Below are 17,785 nucleotides of genomic sequence, written 5' to 3'. Positions count from 1 at the left end.
ATGGGCAGGAAAGCGGAACGGCGGCTTTCGGGAAGGTGCTGGCGATGGCCGACATTCTGTGGCGCTGCCTCCTTTTACAGGAGTATCTATCGTTACATTCACACGCTCGGCGGTCTGCTACGATCGAACTCCATTTTGAAGATTCCGTCAGACCTCAAAACATAGGTGCAATGATGCCAATCTTCCTGACTCTCTTTAAGCATGTCACGCCTTAGGGCGGATAGAGCATCATTGACGGATCGGTTCATGGTTCTCTCACCTTCCACCCCCTCAACAAGCTTACCGTTGCACACGACATCGTAGCGCCTCTGTATCCAGTCGTCATGAACTTCTGCCACGATCCATACTTCGGATACAGAAGCCGCTAGCATTGGAGCAATTGCGAGGGCGATGCTCTCCAGCTGACGGCTACTTTCCATTTCTGCATTTACCTCCGATGCCAGATTATATCAGCGTAATCGCTTTTGCGATCCATTTTACCGCGCTTGCCCATTGGCCGTAACTAGACAGCTTTACCAATCCCGAGCGCCCCGATTGCAACTCATGTCTGGAAAGTTCCCCATAATCCCACTGAACGAATGACTACTACCGGGACTCCGAATTACTAACCCGAGCGTCCGGGTGTGGGCGTGAACGGCCCTGCCGTTTTTAAGCGCCGACTAGCCCCGCCAGTGTCGGAAAACACATGATAGGCGACACCCCCGGGTCTGCGCTTTCGCCGAACCACACCCGCCTCAGCCCTTAATGATCGACAAACCCTGTCGCTTTGGTAGGGGGTGCGAGAACATGCTTTCGAGGGTTTGTCGTACATGCTGGTCGGATATATGCGGGTTTCGTCGGCCGACGATCGCCAGACGGTCGATCTCCAGCGCGACGCGCTGGTCACGGCCGGCGTCGATCATCGTCATCTGTATACCGACAAGGCATCCGGCGCGCGCGACGATCGGCCAGGACTAAAAGCCTGTCTCGACTATCTGAACGCGGGCGACACGCTGGTCGTGTGGAAGCTCGACCGGCTCGGACGCTCGCTGCAGCACCTGCTGGCGATCGTCACAGACCTGAAGGCGCGGGGCATCGCGTTCCGGTCGCTGACCGAGCAGATGGATACGACGACGCCGCACGGCGAGTTGCTGTTTTCGCTGTTCGGCGCGTTGGCACAATATGAGCGTGCGCTGACGCGTGAACGGGTGATGGCGGGACTGGCCGCGGCCAAACGCCGGGGACGCCAGGGTGGCCGCCCGCCGATGATCGACGCGGAAACGCTCGAACGGATTACCGTCGCACTGGATGGCGGAGCCAGTAAGGCGTCTGTCTGCCGGACCTTCAAGGTACCGCGCTCTACACTGCTTGGCACGCTAGCGCGGATCGGTTGGATCACACCAGCGAAGGCCTAAGTTTCGCGACAGGGCGCCAAACGCTCGCCTTCACTCAAGCACTGATGTCGCAAAAATCTGTTGCGTAATATATGTTTTTAGATACAGTTATGCGACATGCTGATTGGCTACGCCCGTGTGTCCACCGATGACCAGGAACTCCGCCTGCAACGTGCCGCGTTGAAAGAGGCCGGATGCAAGCGGACTTTCGAGGAAAAGATCTCGGGCGCGAAGCGTGACCGCCCCGAGCTGACCAAGATGATCGAGCAGCTGCGCGACGAAGATACAGTCGTGGTGACGCGGCTCGATCGACTGGCACGCTCCACCCGCGACCTGCTCGACATTGCCGAGAAGCTGAAGGAGGCTGGCGCTGGCCTGCGCTCGTTGGCTGAACCTTGGGCAGATACGACCTCGCCAGCGGGCCGCATGGTGCTGACCGTATTCGCTGGCATTGCCGAGTTTGAGCGCGAGCTGATCCACCAACGCACCAGCAGCGGGCGGATCGCGGCAAAGGCGCGAGGGGTTCGCTTCGGACGGCCGCCCAAGCTGACGACCGAACAGATCGCCCTGGGCCAGCGACTGGTCGCCGAGGGAACTTCGGTGCGCGAAGCAGCCAAGCTGCTCAAATGCCACCACGCCACGCTCTACCGCGCGCTGACGGCCGCTGCACCCGGGCTAACCTGATGCCGATCCGTCCAGAACACGTCTTTCTCTACCCGATCGACTGGCCACAGCTGTCGCAGCACGTTCGCTTCGGCAGGGCAAAGGGGCGGTGCGAACATTGTGCGCGGCCGCACGGGCAACGGGTCTTCCACCTAGGCGACGGACGGTGGTGGGACAGGAGCCGGCTATGCTGGCGCAACGGCAAGGGGCGGCGCGTGCGGCGCCCCTTGGAGAACATTCTCTTGAAAGGCCGCTGGACGCCGGTCGTCCTCGCCTGCGCGCATCTCGACCATGATCCCAGCGACAGCGCGCTGCACAGGCTGGCAGCGCTCTGCCAACGCTGCCACATGATCCATGACGGCCCCGAACATCGTCGCCGGCGCTGGATGAACGCGCATTATCGTCGCGCGCTCGGCGACCTGTTCTACGGTCCGTATCCGCTGCGCGGCGCCGACTGGATTACCCCTACGCCGATCAGCATGCTCGACGATCACCGATCGATGTACGGTTCTAGCCGATAAAGCTTTTCGTTCTTCGATCCGGACCGCTACCGGAACACATTAAAGGGATAGCGTCGAACAACCATGGCAAAAGCACCAAAGGCCGCGACCGGCGGAGACCTCGGCTTTGAAACCGAGCTGTTCAAGGCGGCCGACAAGCTCCGCGGCAACATGGAGCCGTCCGACTACAAGCATGTCGCGCTCGGTCTGATTTTCCTCAAGCACATTTCGGAAGGGTTCGAAGCGAAGCGCGCGCAGCTCCTCGCGGAATATCCCGAGGGCGCCGAGGACGAGGACGAGTATCGCGCCGACAACGTCTTCTGGGTCCCCAAGGACGCCCGCTGGTCGCACCTGCAGGCGAACGCCAAGCAGCCCGGCATCGGCAAGATCATCGACGACGCCATGCTCGAAATCGAGAAGGTTAACGCCGGGCTCAAGGGCGTGCTGCCCAAGGACTATGCGCGCCCCGGGCTCAACGCGGTGATGCTCGGCGAGCTGATCGATCTCGTCTCAGGCATCGGGTTCCGCGACGATGCCGACCGGTCGCGCGACGTGCTCGGCCGCGTGTACGAATATTTTCTCGGCCAGTTCGCCGGCAGCGAGGGCAAGCGCGGCGGGGAATTCTACACGCCCCGCTCGGTCGTGCGCACGATGGTCGAGATGCTCGAGCCCTATAAAGGCCGCGTGTACGATCCGTGCTGCGGCAGCGGCGGGATGTTCGTCCAGTCCGAGAAGTTCGTCGAAAGCCACGGCGGGAGGATCGGCGACATCGCCATCTATGGCCAGGAATCGAACCATACGACCTGGCGCCTCGCGATGATGAACCTCGCGGTGCGCGGTATCGATGCCGAGATCAAATGGAACAGCGAGGGCAGCTTCCACAAGGACGAGCTGCCCGACCTGCGCGCCGATTATGTGCTCGCCAACCCGCCGTTCAACATTTCCGACTGGGGCGGCGACCGGCTGAAAGAAGACGCGCGCTGGAAATTCGGCGCACCGCCTGCGGGCAACGCCAATTTCGGCTGGCTCCAGCACATCCTCCACCACCTCGCGCCGACCGGCACCGCAGGCGTGATCCTCGCCAACGGGTCGATGTCGTCGAGCCAGAATGGCGAAGGCGATATCCGCCGCGCGATGGTCGACGGCGATGTGATCGACTGCATGATCGCGATGCCGGGGCAGCTCTTCTATTCGACGCAGATCCCAGTGTGCATCTGGTTCCTCGCCAAGGACAAGTCGAACGGCGTCGGCCGCGACAAGAAACTGCGCGACCGCCGCGGCGAGATCCTGTTCATCGACGCGCGCAAGCTCGGCCATATGGTCGATCGTACCCGGCGCGAGTTCAGCGACGGCGACATCGCCCGGATCGCGGACACCTATCATGCATGGCGCGAAGGCGAAGGCTATGCAGACATCCTAGGCTTCGCCTGCGCCGCATCGCATGACGTGATCGCAGGGCATGGCTATATCCTGACCCCGGGCCGCTATGTGGGCGCCGAGGATGTCGAGGAGGACGGCACGCCCTTCCCCGAACGCTTCGCCGCGTTGCAGGCGACGCTGGAGGAGCAGTTCGCCCAAAGCGCGCGGCTGACCAAGGTGATCCGCCAGCGGCTCGCCGACGTCATCGTCCCCGCGGACTGATGCCCGCTTTTTTACACGTCCGCGCGACGTGCCAAGAAAACGTGGTTTTCTTTACACGTCGCACACCATGTGCAAACTCTTCGGCAGAATGTTGAACGACGCCCCTGCTCCATGCTGACGCCCAGCTACCGCATCCCCGACCTGCCCCCGCCGGGGCTGGAGGAAACGCCCGCCGTGCTGCGCGCGCTCGCGCAGGCGCACCGGCACCTCGCCGAGCTGAAGGGCCGCGCCGCGTCGATCCCCAACCAGGGCATTCTGATCGACACGCTCGCAATGCAGGAAGCCAAGGCGAGCTCCGAGATCGAGAACATCGTCACCACGCAGGACGAGCTGTTCCAGGCGCGCGCCTTTCCCGAGAATCCGTCGTCCCCGGCAGCGAAGGAAGTCGCGCTCTATGCCGACGCGCTGCGCCATGGCTTCAGCGAACAGCACCGGCTGAGCGGGCTGCTGACTAACACCATGATCATCACCATGTTCCAGATGCTCAAACGCACCGACAGCGGGTTTCGCGCGACGCCGGGCACTGCGCTCAAGAACGACCAGACCGGCGCGATGGTGTATATCCCGCCGCAGGACGCCAACGCGATAGTCGCGCACATGAACGCGCTGGAGATCTTCATCAACGATGACGACATCGGCGGGCGCGGGCACAGCGATCTCGACCCGCTGGTCAAGATGGCGATCATTCATCACCAGTTCGAAAGCATCCACCCCTTCCCCGACGGCAACGGTCGGCTAGGTCGGATCATCAACGTGCTGTACCTGACGCGGACCGGACTGCTCGACATCCCGATCCTGTATCTCAGTCGGTTCATCACGAGCCGCAAGGCGGACTATTACCGGCTGCTGCAATCGGTGCGCGATACCGGCGATTGGGAACCGTGGCTGCTCTACATGCTGCGCGGCGTCGCCGAGACTGCGCAGGAGACGCTCCGCCTGATCGAGGCGATCCACGGCCTCATGGCCGATTTTAAGCAGCGCCTGCGCGCCGACCACGCCAGGATCTATTCGCAGGACCTGCTCAACAACCTGTTCCGCCACCCTTATACTCGGATCGACTATGTGCAGACCGAACTGACCGTGTCGCGCCCGACTGCGACCAAATATCTCGACGAACTGGCGGAGGGGGGCTTGCTGACCAAACACCGGATCGGGCGGAACAATTATTATATCAACCAACGGCTGGTTGCGCTGTTCGTGGATGGGGCCGCGTGATGACCGATTGGTATAGCGTAACTATAGACGAGATCGCCAAAGATGTCACCGTAGGTCACGTTGGATCGATGGCAGACGATTACGAAACGAGCGGCGTCCCATTCTTAAGATCATTGAACGTTGCGCCATTCAAAATCAAATCGGATGGTCTTAAATATATCAATCGTACCTTTCACAATACACTTCGCAAATCCGCACTATCTCCAGGTGATGTTGTCATTGTGAGAACGGGAAGGCCGGGCGCCTGCTCTGTGATACCGGTCAGTCTTCCCGAAGCCAATTGCTCCGATTTAGTAATTATTCGTTGCGGTGATCGGGTTCGGCCCCACTTTCTTAGCTACGTTATAAATTCTCTCGCTGGGCATCATATTGATTCTCATACCGTTGGCGCCGTCCAGCAACATTTCAACGTCGGTTCCGCCCGGACTCTGAAGTTCATGCTTCCGTCACTCGCTATCCAAGATAACATTTTGGGCGTGCTACAGACGATAGACGACAAGATCGAACTCAATCGGCGGATGAACGAGACGCTGGAGGCGAGCGCGCGGGCGTTGTTCCGGGACTGGTTCGTCGATTTCGGCCCCACCCGCGCCAAAGCCGAAGGCAGCGCCGCCTATCTCGCCCCCGATCTCTGGTCGCTCTTTCCCGACCGGCTTGGTGACGACGATGTTCCAGCAAGCTGGCGCCTCGGATCGCTGGCCGATCTGATGAGTATTTCTCCGAAAGAGCCGCTCAAGAGTGGCGTCGTTGCCCCGTATCTGGACATGGCGGCGCTACCCACGCGCGGTTCAACCACCGACTTGCCGATCGATCGCGTGTATTCATCCGGGACACGGTTTCGCAACGGTGACACATTGCTGGCACGCATCACGCCATGTCTGGAGAACGGGAAAACTGGATACGTCCAGAATCTGCCGGAAAACAGCGTGGGATGGGGCTCGACCGAGTTCATAGTGTTGAGGACGAAGCCTGCGATCCCTTCTGCAGTTTCGTACCTTGTCGCACGCGATGACGAGTTCCGACGCCATGCCATTCAGAGCATGACAGGTACGTCCGGCAGGCAACGTGCCAATGCGGACGCCGTCGCCCGCTACCCGGCTGTCATTCCTGATAGCGACAAGCTTTGGCAAGCGCTCGGAACGATCCTCGACCCCATATTTGACCAGATCGCGTCGAGCGAGCGCGAATCCCGCGCCCTCGCCGAAACCCGCGACACGCTCCTCCCCAAGCTGATGTCCGGCGCCATCCGCGTCCGCGATGCCGAAAGCGCCGTCGCGGCGCTGTGCTGACCCGCCCCCTCCACCGAAGGACGCGCCCATGGCGAAGCTGACCGAATCAGTGGTGGAGGAGGCGACGCTCACTTGGCTGGCGGAGCATGGCTGGCACGTCGCGTATGGCGCCGATGCGTCTCCTGATGGCAGCGCGCCCGAGCGTGCCTCGAACGGCGACGTCATCCTCCCCGCCCGGCTGGCCGCCGCCATCGACCGGCTCAACCCAGCAATACCCGCAGACGCGCGCGCGGATGCGATCCGCAAGGTCATGGCGGTCGAGCTGCCCTCGCTGGTCGAGGAGAACCGCCGTCTCCACAAGCTAATCGTCGAAGGCGTTCCAGTCGAATATCGCGACAGCGACGGCAGCATCCGCGGCGACCGCGTGCGGCTGATCGATTTCGCCATAGCCACCGGGCTCGATATGAACGACTGGCTGGCGGTCAACCAGTTCACGGTAATCGAACGCGGGCATGTGCGGCGCCCCGACATTGTCCTGTTCGTCAACGGCCTGCCGCTGGCGGTGATCGAGCTGAAGAACCCCGGCGACGAGAATGCGACCGTCTCCGGCGCTTACAACCAGCTCCAGACCTACAAGCGCGAGATTGGATCGCTGTTCCGCACCAACGCGCTGCTGATCGCCTCTGATGGCGTGACCGCGCGGATCGGATCGCTCACCGCCGACGCGGAGCGGTTCATGCCGTGGCGCACCGTCGACGGTGACGCGATCGCGCCGAAGGGCGTGCCCGAGCTGGAAACGATGATCGCGGGCGTGCTCGACAAGCACCGCCTGCTGAAGCTGATCCGCGACTTCACCGTATTCGGCGATGCTGGGCGCGGGATCGTCAAGATCATCGCGGGCTATCACCAGTTCCACGCCGCCCAGCGCGCGGTCGCCGCCACGCTGCGCGCCGTGCCGGGTTTGGCTTCGGGCGCGGGCACTGCCCTACGCGAAAGCCCATTGCACTATGGCTTGCCCGATGCCGCGGCTTACCCTGCGGGGGACCGGCGGATTGGCGTGATCTGGCACACGCAAGGCAGCGGCAAGAGTTTCCTGATGGCGTTTTACGCAGGGCTGCTGGTGCGCACGCCCGCGCTCGAAAACCCCACCATCGTCGTCATCACTGATCGCAACGACCTCGACGATCAGCTGTTCGCGACCTTCTCGATGTGCGCCGACCTGATCCGCCAAACCCCGATACAGATCGACAGCCGCGAGGATCTGACGGCGCGGCTCGACCGCGCCTCGGGCGGGGTGATCTTCACCACCATGCAGAAGTTCGCGCCTGTGTCCGGGACCAACGACTATCCTCAGATAAGCGACCGGCACAACGTCATCGTCATCGCCGACGAGGCGCATCGCTCGCAATATGGCTTTCGCGCGCGGATCGACCGCAAGACCGGCGAGCTGGCTTACGGCTTCGCGAAATATCTGCGCGATGCACTGCCCAATGCCTCGTTCATCGGCTTCACCGGCACGCCGATCGAAAAGGACGACGTCAACACGCCTGCGGTGTTCGGCGACTATGTCGACGTCTACGACATCAGCCGCGCGGTCGAGGATGGCGCGACGGTGCCGATCTATTACGAAAGCCGCCTCGCGCGCATCGAACTCCCCGCCGAAGCGCTGCCGGTGATCGACGCCGAGATCGACGGCCTGACCGAGGACGAGGCGGCCAGCGAGCAGGAGCGGCTCAAACAGCGCTGGTCGGCGGTGGAGAAGCTGGTCGGCTCCAAGAACCGGCTCGACATGGTCGCGGCCGATCTGGTCGCGCATTTCGAGGACCGGGTCGCGGCGATGGACGGCAAGGCGATGGTCGTCTGCATGAGCCGGCGGATCTGCGTGGCGCTGTACGACGCGATCGTCACGCTGCGCCCCGACTGGGAGAGCGACGACGACACGAAAGGGGCGATCAAGGTGGTGATGACCGGCTCCGCCGCGGACATCCCCGCCTGGCAACCGCATATCGGCAACAAGGCCCGCCGCGACCTACTGGCGAAGCGCGCCAAGGATCCGGCCGACCCGCTCCGCCTCGTCATCGTCCGCGACATGTGGCTGACCGGCTTCGACGCGCCGTCGATGCACACCATGTACATCGACAAGCCAATGCGCGGCCACGGGCTGATGCAGGCGATCGCGCGCGTGAACCGCGTGTTCCGCGACAAGCCCGCCGGGCTGGTTGTCGATTATATCGGCATCGCGCAGAATCTGAAAAAGGCGCTCGGCCAATATTCCGCGTCGGATGCGGGGCAGACCGGGATCGACGAGGCGCAGGCGGTCGCGGTGCTGCTCCGGCAATTCGACATCGTGGCGACGATGTTCCACGGCTTTGACGTCACGTCCGGCGTGTCGGGTACCCCCGTCGCGCGGCTGAAGTGCCTGTCGCAGGCGATCGAGTTTATCTTGGCGCGCCAACATGCCGCGGCCGCAAAGGAAACGTCGGACGAAGCGCGCAAGGCCGCGCACCGTCGCTTCCAGGATGCGGTGCTGGCGCTGACCAAGGCCTATGCGCTCGCCGCGGCCAGCGACGAGGCTCGATCGATTCGCGACGATGTCGCCTTCTACCAGACGATCCGCGCCGCGCTTACTAAGACGGGCGCCAGCGGGTCAGCGGGAGAGCGCGATTTCGCGGTGCAGCAGCTGATCGACCGCTCGGTCGTGTCGACCGAGATCGTCGACATCCTGCGCGCCGCGGGGATGACCACGCCCGACATCTCGATCCTGTCCGACGACTTCCTCGCCGAGGTCAAGGCGATGGACCGCCCAAACCTGGCGCTGGAGGCGCTCCGCAAGCTGCTCGGCGACCAGATCCGCTCGCGAAGCAAATCCAACGCCGTCGAGAGTCGTCGCTATTCCGAGCGCCTGACCGACGCGATCGCGCGCTATCACACGAATGCCGTCAGCACGGTCGAGGTGCTGCAGACATTGATCGACCTGGCCAAGGAAATCCGGGCCAGTCAGGCGCGCGGCGAGGCAGAAGGCCTTACGCCAGAGGAGATCGCCTTTTACGACGCGCTCGCCAACAATGAGAGTGCGGTCGACATCATGGGCAATGACAGCCTCAAGCTGATCGCAGCAGAGCTCGTCAACAGCCTCAGGGCTAGTGCGACGGTCGACTGGTCACACCGAGAAAATGCCAGGGCGCGAATGCGCGTGCTGGTGAAGCGTATTCTCCGGAAATATGGCTTCCCGCCGGACCTCCAGGACGAAGCCGTACAGACGGTGCTGCAGCAGGCCGAATTGCTGGTTGGGGCTTGGTAACCGCGAATTTTTTGACGTCACGATCCCAAGTACCCGGCTGTGTCAAAACCCTCCGGTTGTGACCCGCTCAAGTAGGTTACTACCGGGGTCCCGTTCGTTGACGCCGTAGCACCTCGAACGCACCACTCGCCTTGGCAAGGGCGACCTCGACCGCATGCAAATCGGGTGCGAGTGCTAGTTCCGGCCTCGCCATCATCGTGATTACAACCGCTAGTACGGCATCGGACTCCCGTGCCAGCTCTATGAGATGATGCCCGCGAGGTCCGACAACCCCAGTTAACCAGTTACGGGCTGTCCGATCCGCTGTGCCCGTCCAGCGTTGGATTTGCTTAGCGGCATTAGCGCCCGTCCCTAGCTCTGCCTTCAACGCCTCGCTAATCGCGAGTGCATAGTCCGCCTCGGTTAGTCGCTCCGACCGTTTTGGCAACTTGTTGCCAGTTTTCGGAAACATGTTGCCGCTCCTTCCAAGCTAGTGATGACGAGGGAGCACGCGCACCTTCCGCTCAGAGGCGCTTATGGTCATCAACTGGAACACGCCGCAGGATGAAGAGCCGCCCGACCCGCCCCGGGTTCGTGCAGCGGAATATGTCCGCATGTCGACCGATCATCAGCAATATTCGACCGACAACCAAGCGGTTGCGATCCGGCGCTTTGCGGAAGATCACGGTTACGACGTCGTCCACACCTACACAGACGACGGCAAAAGCGGACTGAACCTTTCCGGTCGTTCAGGCCTAAAGCTGCTGCTTGCCGACATCGACGCAGGTCGTACCGATTTTCAGACGTTGCTCGTTTATGACGTAAGTCGGCTCGGCCGCTTTCAAGATCCGGACGAGGCGGCAATGCACGAACTGCACATCCGCACCGCTGGCATTCAGGTGGAATATTGTGCTGAGCAGTTTCGCAACGACGGCAGCATCAGCTCATCGATCATCAAGACCGTCAAGCGCTCCATGGCAGCCGAGTACAGCCGCGAGCTGTCGGTAAAGGTGTTCGCCGGGCAGGCCAACTTGATCCGACGCGGCTACCGTCAGGGTGGTGCCGCTGGATTCGGACTGCGCCGGCTCTTGGTTGATGTGAACGGCGAGCCCAAGGGTGAACTTGGTCGCGGCGAACAGAAAAGCATCGCGACCGATCGCGTCATTCTCGTACCGGGACCGGCTGAAGAGGTGGCGGTGGTTCAGGAGATCTATCGACTGTTCACTGCGGAAGGAAAAAGCGAGCGTGACATCGTCGGGCTGCTGAACGCCCGCGGTATCGTCACTGATCTGAGACGGCCATGGTCGAGGGGCACCGTTCACCAAGTGCTCATCAACGAGAAATATGTCGGCGACAACGTATGGGCGCGCACTTCCTTCAAGCTGAAGAACCGCCATGTGGCGAACGCCGAGGGTGAGTGGATCCGAGCCGAGGGTGTGTTCGCACCGCTTGTCGATCGAGCATCGTTCACCCGCGCCAGAGAGATCATCGACGCACGCTCCGATCGCCTGAGCGACACAAAGATGCTCGAGCTGCTAGCCTCTATCTTGGAAGGACAGGGCATGTTGACCGGTCTCATCATCGACGAAGCCGAAGACGCTCCTTCTAGCAGCGCCTATCGTACCCGCTTCGGCGGTCTGCTGCGTGCCTATGAGCTGGTCGGCTTCGCTCCCGACCGCGACTATCGCTACCTCGAAATCAACCGGAAGCTGCGGCGGCTTCATCCCGTAATCGTCGCCGACACGATTGCGGCGCTCCGCCACGCAGGCGGCCAGGTCGAGGGCAATCCTGATACCGATCTGCTCACCGTCAACGGCGAGTTTACCGCCTCATTGGTGGTCGTTCGCTGCGTTACAACTGCCAGTGGATCGTTGCGCTGGAAGATACGGCTGGATACGGCACTTCGGCCCGATCTAACCGTCGTAGTTCGCATGGATTCGGGCAACGAGCTCCCTCGCGACTATTACCTACTACCTCGCCTCGACATGGGAGAGGCAGTGCTGCAGCTTTGCGAGCATAACGGGCTGTCGCTCGACGCCTATCGGTTCGATGACCTCTCCGCCTTCCACCGCATGGCAGCACGACGCAGCTGGGCGCACGCGGCATGAGTAGCGCACGCCCTTCGCAGCGTGTCGAATGGATTGCGCTCGACCGGATCACGGTCGTGAACCCCCGGACGCGCAACAAACGCGGGTTCACGGAGATCGTCGACAGCATTGCTCAAATCGGCCTCAAGCGGCCAATCACAGTCACACGCCGGATCGAAGCCGATGGCCCCTTCTACGACCTGGTGTGCGGACAGGGTCGATTGGAAGCCTATGAGGCGCTCGGTCAACAAGAGGTGCCCGCCCTCGTCGTCACAGCAGACGCGGAAGACTGCCTCATCGCCAGCCTAGTCGAGAACTGCGCGCGCCGCCAACACAGCGCGATCGACCTCCTGCAGGATATTGGCGGCATGCGCGAACGCGGTCATAGCCCGTCCGCTATAGCCAGAAAGACGGGTCTCACGATCGAATATGTGAGCGGCGTTACGCGGCTGATCGAGAAAGGAGAGCAACGCCTGCTGCGCTCGGTCGAGGCTCGCATCATTCCACTTAGCGTTGCGGTCGAGATCGCTGAGGCGGAGGACCATGAGGTACAGCGTGCTCTCCAAACCGCCTATGAGCGAGGCGATCTACGGGGTCGCAAGCTGGTTGCCGCCAAGCGGCTCGTCGAGACGAGGCGACGCCGCGGCAAGAGCCCTAAAGCCCCACCTGGCCATGGCGGCAGCCAGAAGATGTCGCCCGCGGCGCTCGTCCGCGCCTTTCGGGAAGATGTGGACCGCAAACAGGCCATGATCCGCCGCGCCAATGCGACGCTGGACCGGTTGAGGCTGATTGCCGAGGCACTTCGCCGGCTATCCCGCAGCGAACAGTTCATGGCGTTGATCGAGGACGAGGACCTTGCCTCTATGCCCGAGAACATAGCACTACGATTGGAGGAAACAGGCTGATGAAAGGGAAGCATGGAGCGACGGGATCAATCAAGCTGGCATTCGAGGAAGCGAGCTTGCGCATTCCGATCGATGCCATTCTACCTCTCCGCTCTGTGCCTGCCACCATTAAGAAGTCGGTGAAGTACGGTCAGATTGCAGCATCGATCGCAGAGGTGGGCATCATCGAGCCGCCTGTGGTCGCAAGGGATGCGGCGGACGTGGACCGCTACCACCTTCTCGACGGGCATCTTCGTCTCGAAATCATGCGAGAGCGTGGCGAAACTCATATCGTCTGCTTGGTCGCAACGGAAGACGAAGCCTTCACCTACAACAAGCGCATCAGTCGGATCGCGACGATCCAAGAGCACCGGATGATCTTGAACGCGGTCAAGAAGGGTGTCTCGGAGGAGAGGCTAGCCCGCGCTCTCAACGTCAACATCGCCCACATCCGCATGAAGAGGAACCTGCTGGTTGGGATTTGTCCGGAAGCGGCCGACCTGCTGAAGGATCGACACGTGCCGATCCACGTGTTTACCGAACTAAGGTTCATGAAGGCCGTGCGCCAAGTCGCGGCCGTCATGGCGATGATATCGATGAACCGCTTCTCAGTCAGTTACGCCAAATCACTGGTCGCCTCGACACCCGATGATGAGCTGGTAGCTGGCAGGCCGCGCCGGATACCTGGTCTCACTGAGGACCAAATTGCCACCATGCAGCGTGAGTCCGAGAACGTGGATCGAGAGTTCCGGCGTATTGAGCAGAGCTACAGCTCAGATAACCTCGATCTCTTATTGGCTACCGGCTACGTGAACCGGCTGCTTGGAAACGTCCGTGTGGTTCGCCATCTCGCCCAGCACTATGCCGACATCCTGTCGGAGTTTCAGAAGCTAAGCGACTTGCAGAAGGCAGCGTAGTGCCGTCGATCAGGCGGTATGCCATCCTTATGCCGAACGGACGGATAGATGATCCAAAATGCAAATGAGCGATGCAATGCTGACGAGATTTTGACGAAATGGCACTAAGGTTCGAGGACCGTTTGGGGCGGGGCGTGGTCCTCGAATACGAGCCCGAGAGCTGGGACGCCCGGTGGGTTTGGACGAAGCTGCGGACTGAGGGGCGGGTCAGGATTGCCAAGGTCTTCCACTTCGAACGCGCCGATCTCTTGGGCGAATTGCCCAGCGACGAGGACTTCGAGAACATTGAGGGCTTCGTGTACCGGTTCCGCTTCGGCTCGCGGCGTGCCGGGTTCCGCGTCATCGAGGGTAGGCGCCTCGGCATCGCTCACGACGTGCGAATCGCCGACGCTTTACCACTGGAGCGGCGGCTGTTCGTCGCTCACCGCGACATGTCCATCTTCCGCGGCCTCTCTGCGGTCATGCCCACCGGTGGCGAGATCGTGATCGGCGGCAACGAGGAAGGCTCTATACCCATCCCCGAGTTCGAGCGGCTGCTCACTAGGTTTCCGACGACGACCGAGCTGGACCGCTACGCCAGAGCGCGCGTCGCAGACGTAGTCGGCCAGTATGTCGACGGCATGGCTGATGCCCGGCGGCACTACGAGGAGTACATGAACCGCCACAAGGCAATCGGCGCGACCGGCTCGCTCGATACCGAGGAGCTGCTCGAGGCGGAGCTCGCGAAGTATCAGCTGATCCGCGACACGCTGCGCAGCTGGCTCAGCGCTGCCGAGGTCAGAGTAGAACGCGACTGGCAGCAGCTCCTAATGAAGTTTCTGCTGCTGATCTTCCCTAAGTACGTGGCGATCCTCGAGAATATGCAGATCGCCGACGTGTACTCGACACCGGGCCGCTCACGCAGGCGCTTCATCGACATTGCGCTGGTGGACGCCGCCGGGAACCTGGATGTGATCGAGATCAAGCGGCCTCGCGGGGGTCTGCTGGCGGGTGGCGACTACCGTGAGAACGGTTTTCCGAGCCGGGAGCTCTCCGGGACGATCATGCAGGCGGAAAAGTACCTGTTTCACCTGTCCAAGTGGGGGCTGGACGGCGAGCGTACGCTGACAGAGCGGTATGCGGCGAGTCTACCTCCTGGGATGTCGATACGGGTGACGAACCCGAAGGCCATCGTGATCCTCGGACGGGATCCGACGGGCGGGGTCTGGGGCGAACAGGCGGTCGATCTTGAGGTCGTCAGGCGAAAGTACGCGAACGTAATGGACATCATGTCCTATGACGACCTGTTGCGCCGCCTCGATAACGTCATCGCTTCGCTTCGCAGGCGGATCGACGACGAGACCGACATCTGAGCAGCGTGTAGGTCGCGGCTCAGCGGGGTGAGGCGTGTGTGCGACCATCGTTCGGCCTGAGGCTACCGAACTCCGTGACCCACCGTACTACCTGGCCGTCGATCGCACGGTATCGAGGAGTCGTCTGAACTCCCCGTCGGGCGTGGCGCCCTTCCACATGTTAGCAAAGCGGCACACAATCTGGAGGTTGCCATCCGAATAGTGGCCACCGCTGTCGATCCTGTCGAGCGACGCCAGCATCGCTGGGTCCTCGGCCTCGCCGTGCCATTGGAGCGCCAGCGAGGTGAGCGCGCAGATGCCCTCCTGCTCCGCGATAAGCCGCTCGATGATTACCTCCAGCTCGCGCTGGTGATGGTGCATCTCCTTATCCTTGCGCGTCGTCGTGGACACCCGGCCCGACTGCGCGGAGGCCGAAGCGGCGTTGACGGCCATGTCCACGATCGAGCGCCGCTTCGCGCTTGCGTATCGCACGGCGCCGGGCGCCTTCTCGCCGCCGGACCGCTCGTCCTCCATCCGCACCAGCATCCAACAGAAAGAGTGTGCATCGATGTGGCGCGCGTCGGCCAGCCCGGGCTTGGAGATCAGTCGCCCCCGCACGTCCTCGAGTGCGTTGTTGAACGCGGCGTAGTTGTCCCACGAGCAACGGCCGCTGGTCGCCAAGCCGATGCCGAGACGCCGGAACGCCTCGTCGAACGTGCGCGGCGCGATCGGCGCGAAACGCTCGATGTCCATGAGAAAGAAGAGGTAGGCCGCCAACGGATAGCCGTCCCCTGCATGGCCTCGCAGCCTCTCAAAGAGCTGGCCAGCGTCTGACTCCTCGCGGAACGCGTCCATCATCCAGCGCTCGAGGGCTCGTCTCCGCGCAGGATCTTTCCGGGCCGCCAGGAGTGTGGCGTGTCCTGCGCTTCCGGGCCCGTAGCGACCCTCCCACGAGACGAGGTTGTTCCGAGTCTGGTCGCTGCCCGGGATCTCGATGGCGTCGATCGCGCGCGCGAGGATCGTTCCGGTCCCCACATCCGCCTCGGTCCACGACTCCGGCCCAAGTGAGGCGAGGGCGCGCTCCCTGAGGAGCGGCTTGTAGCCCTCCCAGCCCTTGGCCGCGCCGCTATGGAAGCTGGTGAATGAACCGTCGTTAAACCGCCGGTAGACGGTCTCGCTAAACCGATCGAACTCTCGCTCGAAATGGGGGACAGTCATGCCGGACTACAAGACCCGTACGGCACTTCGTAGCTAAGCGCGCGCGCAGAGCGCTGTCGATTTTCGTGACGTGCCGGCGTTGGCATCTTGTTCGCTGATTGGTTTCCCATCCTGCACCATTGCAGCCGAGCTTGCTCAGCTCAACATTGAACGAGTTCATCATTCGCGGAGGGTCGGCTAAACGGCGCGAACGCCTCGCTGGCCTCGGCAAGACATCATTGAAACCCGGTCACTAAAACTGAGAAAGGCCCCTTCAGCCTCCCACAGTCACTATCATACAACAAGGTAGTTTAACCGGGCAGACCCTGGAATAATTCCTTCTTCCGCTACTTCGACACGAACCTGCATTACATCTTCAGCAGATATGAGTATATTTAACTCTGGTAGTTCAGGAACTTCACCAATCCAACTACCTGATATTAACGCGTTAATAAGCGAACGATTCATATTTACTATTCTAGATAGGCGATCTATCGTCATATCTTCAATATAGATTTCGGAGTCCCCTTCGTCTTCATTGTCCGAATCACTTATCTGCCCAAGTAAATCCTCCATTTCAGACTTTACAAACTCCTGGTAATGTCCGCCGTCCAAATCGCCTGCTACAGTTTTCCACGAATCAGGATTTGAAAACATTCTAATAATAATTCGCGGATTAACATCAAAGAAGTAGCCTAGCCACTCCGCCAATCCTTTAGCGATTAAACGACTTTGCCGAGCGACATGCCTCCTCGCTTCTGGTATAAGCCACTTGTGTGGCTCACTCCAGGCAACCATCTCTCGATGAAGTCGGACTGCAAGTACCTCGGCGATCAGCTCGGCTCCAACATCATCATCCTCTATCATCCGCGCTTTTGACCTAACCTCCCGCAGCAGTGGATTGGTCGACGAAATAGCTATTTTACGCGGTGTACCATCCCGAACTGGAGGCGTGGCTGTCCGATCAATCGCTATAGCAGTGACGAACGCTGTGTGCATCAATAGACGCCCCGCCCGTATCTTAAGCTCTCCTAATTCCGTCACGAGAGGAAGGGCATAAATAGCCGCTTGGGGGCTCCCCAGTTGCTGAGCGGTATGTTTCAGCCTGCTGTGCTGATTCCGGATTTTATTATTGTTGAACTCGAATACGATGTGCTGCGGCTTGGCACTACCGCGTAAGAAAACGGAACCGGGATATTTTGAGTAGGTCCTACTTTCGCCCAATTTAAATTGAAGAAAAAATATCTTAGAAGGTGTTGAACCATGGACCGGCAATTCGATCGAGACATCCCAACCTGCCCTAGCCTCTTCCCTCAAGGTAAGCCCAAGAGCGTAGATTGGCGGCCCGGGTGGCGGCGCAATAGTACGCCGGGGCATCCGGTTCCAAAAAATAGACGACACCCCATTGGCTAGCGCGAGTAATTCATGCGTGACATTTAGCTCAAGCGTCTTTTCAGAAATACTCAAA

14 protein-coding genes are annotated in these 17,785 nt (G+C 61.1%); 12 read left to right on the top strand and 2 right to left on the bottom strand.

Features of this window, described 5'->3' with window-relative positions:
• The 12 genes from C8J39_RS18975 to C8J39_RS18075 all read left to right on the top strand — a co-directional run.
• Nucleotides 1-215: hypothetical protein (locus C8J39_RS18975; protein ID WP_220669836.1), on the top strand; the 215-nt coding region annotated here is incomplete at its 5' end.
• A gap of 594 nt (nt 216-809) precedes the next feature.
• The gene (locus C8J39_RS18125) at nt 810-1,394 is read left to right on the top strand and encodes a recombinase family protein (protein WP_120301724.1); all 585 of its coding nucleotides are present in this window, start codon (nt 810-812) and stop codon (nt 1,392-1,394) included.
• Nucleotides 1,395-1,490: 96 nt separating this feature from the next.
• Nucleotides 1,491-2,057, top strand: a complete 567-nt coding sequence (locus C8J39_RS18120) for a recombinase family protein (protein WP_120301723.1) — start codon at nt 1,491-1,493, stop codon at nt 2,055-2,057.
• 194 nt (nt 2,058-2,251) lie between these two features.
• A complete protein-coding gene (locus C8J39_RS19200; RefSeq protein WP_243650251.1) occupies nt 2,252-2,557 on the top strand; it encodes a hypothetical protein in 306 nt (101 codons plus the stop codon).
• Nucleotides 2,558-2,620: 63 nt separating this feature from the next.
• Entirely contained in the window at nt 2,621-4,177 is a 1,557-nt protein-coding gene (locus tag C8J39_RS18110) for a class I SAM-dependent DNA methyltransferase (protein ID WP_120301722.1), read from the top strand.
• Nucleotides 4,178-4,288: 111 nt separating this feature from the next.
• Nucleotides 4,289-5,392: a Fic family protein gene (locus tag C8J39_RS18105; protein WP_120301721.1), complete on the top strand. Its 1,104-nt coding sequence runs from the start codon at nt 4,289-4,291 to the stop codon at nt 5,390-5,392.
• Nucleotides 5,392-6,681 carry a restriction endonuclease subunit S gene (locus tag C8J39_RS18100; RefSeq protein ID WP_120301720.1) on the top strand — a complete coding sequence of 430 codons (1,290 nt, stop codon included), beginning with the start codon at nt 5,392-5,394 and terminating at the stop codon, nt 6,679-6,681. The genes C8J39_RS18105 and C8J39_RS18100 overlap by 1 nt, the downstream gene beginning before the upstream one ends.
• Before the next feature lie 28 nt (nt 6,682-6,709).
• A complete protein-coding gene (locus tag C8J39_RS18095; protein ID WP_120301719.1) occupies nt 6,710-9,922 on the top strand; it encodes a type I restriction endonuclease subunit R in 3,213 nt (1,070 codons plus the stop codon).
• Between the two features lie 515 nt (nt 9,923-10,437).
• On the top strand, nt 10,438-12,009 hold the full coding sequence (locus C8J39_RS18090) for a recombinase family protein (protein WP_120301718.1): 1,572 nt from the start codon (nt 10,438-10,440) through the stop codon (nt 12,007-12,009).
• Entirely contained in the window at nt 12,006-12,893 is an 888-nt protein-coding gene (locus tag C8J39_RS18085) for a plasmid partitioning protein RepB C-terminal domain-containing protein (protein ID WP_120301717.1), read from the top strand. The genes C8J39_RS18090 and C8J39_RS18085 overlap by 4 nt, the downstream gene beginning before the upstream one ends.
• Entirely contained in the window at nt 12,893-13,789 is an 897-nt protein-coding gene (locus tag C8J39_RS18080) for a plasmid partitioning protein RepB C-terminal domain-containing protein (protein WP_120301716.1), read from the top strand. Before C8J39_RS18085 ends, C8J39_RS18080 begins: the two co-directional genes overlap by 1 nt.
• Before the next feature lie 134 nt (nt 13,790-13,923).
• Entirely contained in the window at nt 13,924-15,141 is a 1,218-nt protein-coding gene (locus C8J39_RS18075) for a Shedu immune nuclease family protein (RefSeq protein ID WP_220669835.1), read from the top strand.
• 87 nt (nt 15,142-15,228) lie between these two features.
• Here C8J39_RS18075 and C8J39_RS18070 read toward each other — a convergent pair whose 3' ends face one another.
• On the bottom strand, nt 15,229-16,338 hold the full coding sequence (locus C8J39_RS18070; RefSeq protein ID WP_120301714.1) for a hypothetical protein: 1,110 nt from the start codon (nt 16,336-16,338) through the stop codon (nt 15,229-15,231).
• 273 nt (nt 16,339-16,611) lie between these two features.
• Nucleotides 16,612-17,784 carry a hypothetical protein gene (locus C8J39_RS18585; protein ID WP_132833785.1) on the bottom strand — a complete coding sequence of 391 codons (1,173 nt, stop codon included), beginning with the start codon at nt 17,782-17,784 and terminating at the stop codon, nt 16,612-16,614.
• Nucleotide 17,785 lies beyond the last annotated feature (1 nt).

It is taken from the genome of Sphingomonas sp. PP-CC-1A-547, from assembly GCF_003610375.1.
Taxonomy (GTDB): domain Bacteria; phylum Pseudomonadota; class Alphaproteobacteria; order Sphingomonadales; family Sphingomonadaceae; genus Sphingomonas.
This window is presented reverse-complemented; position numbering and strand designations above follow the sequence as displayed.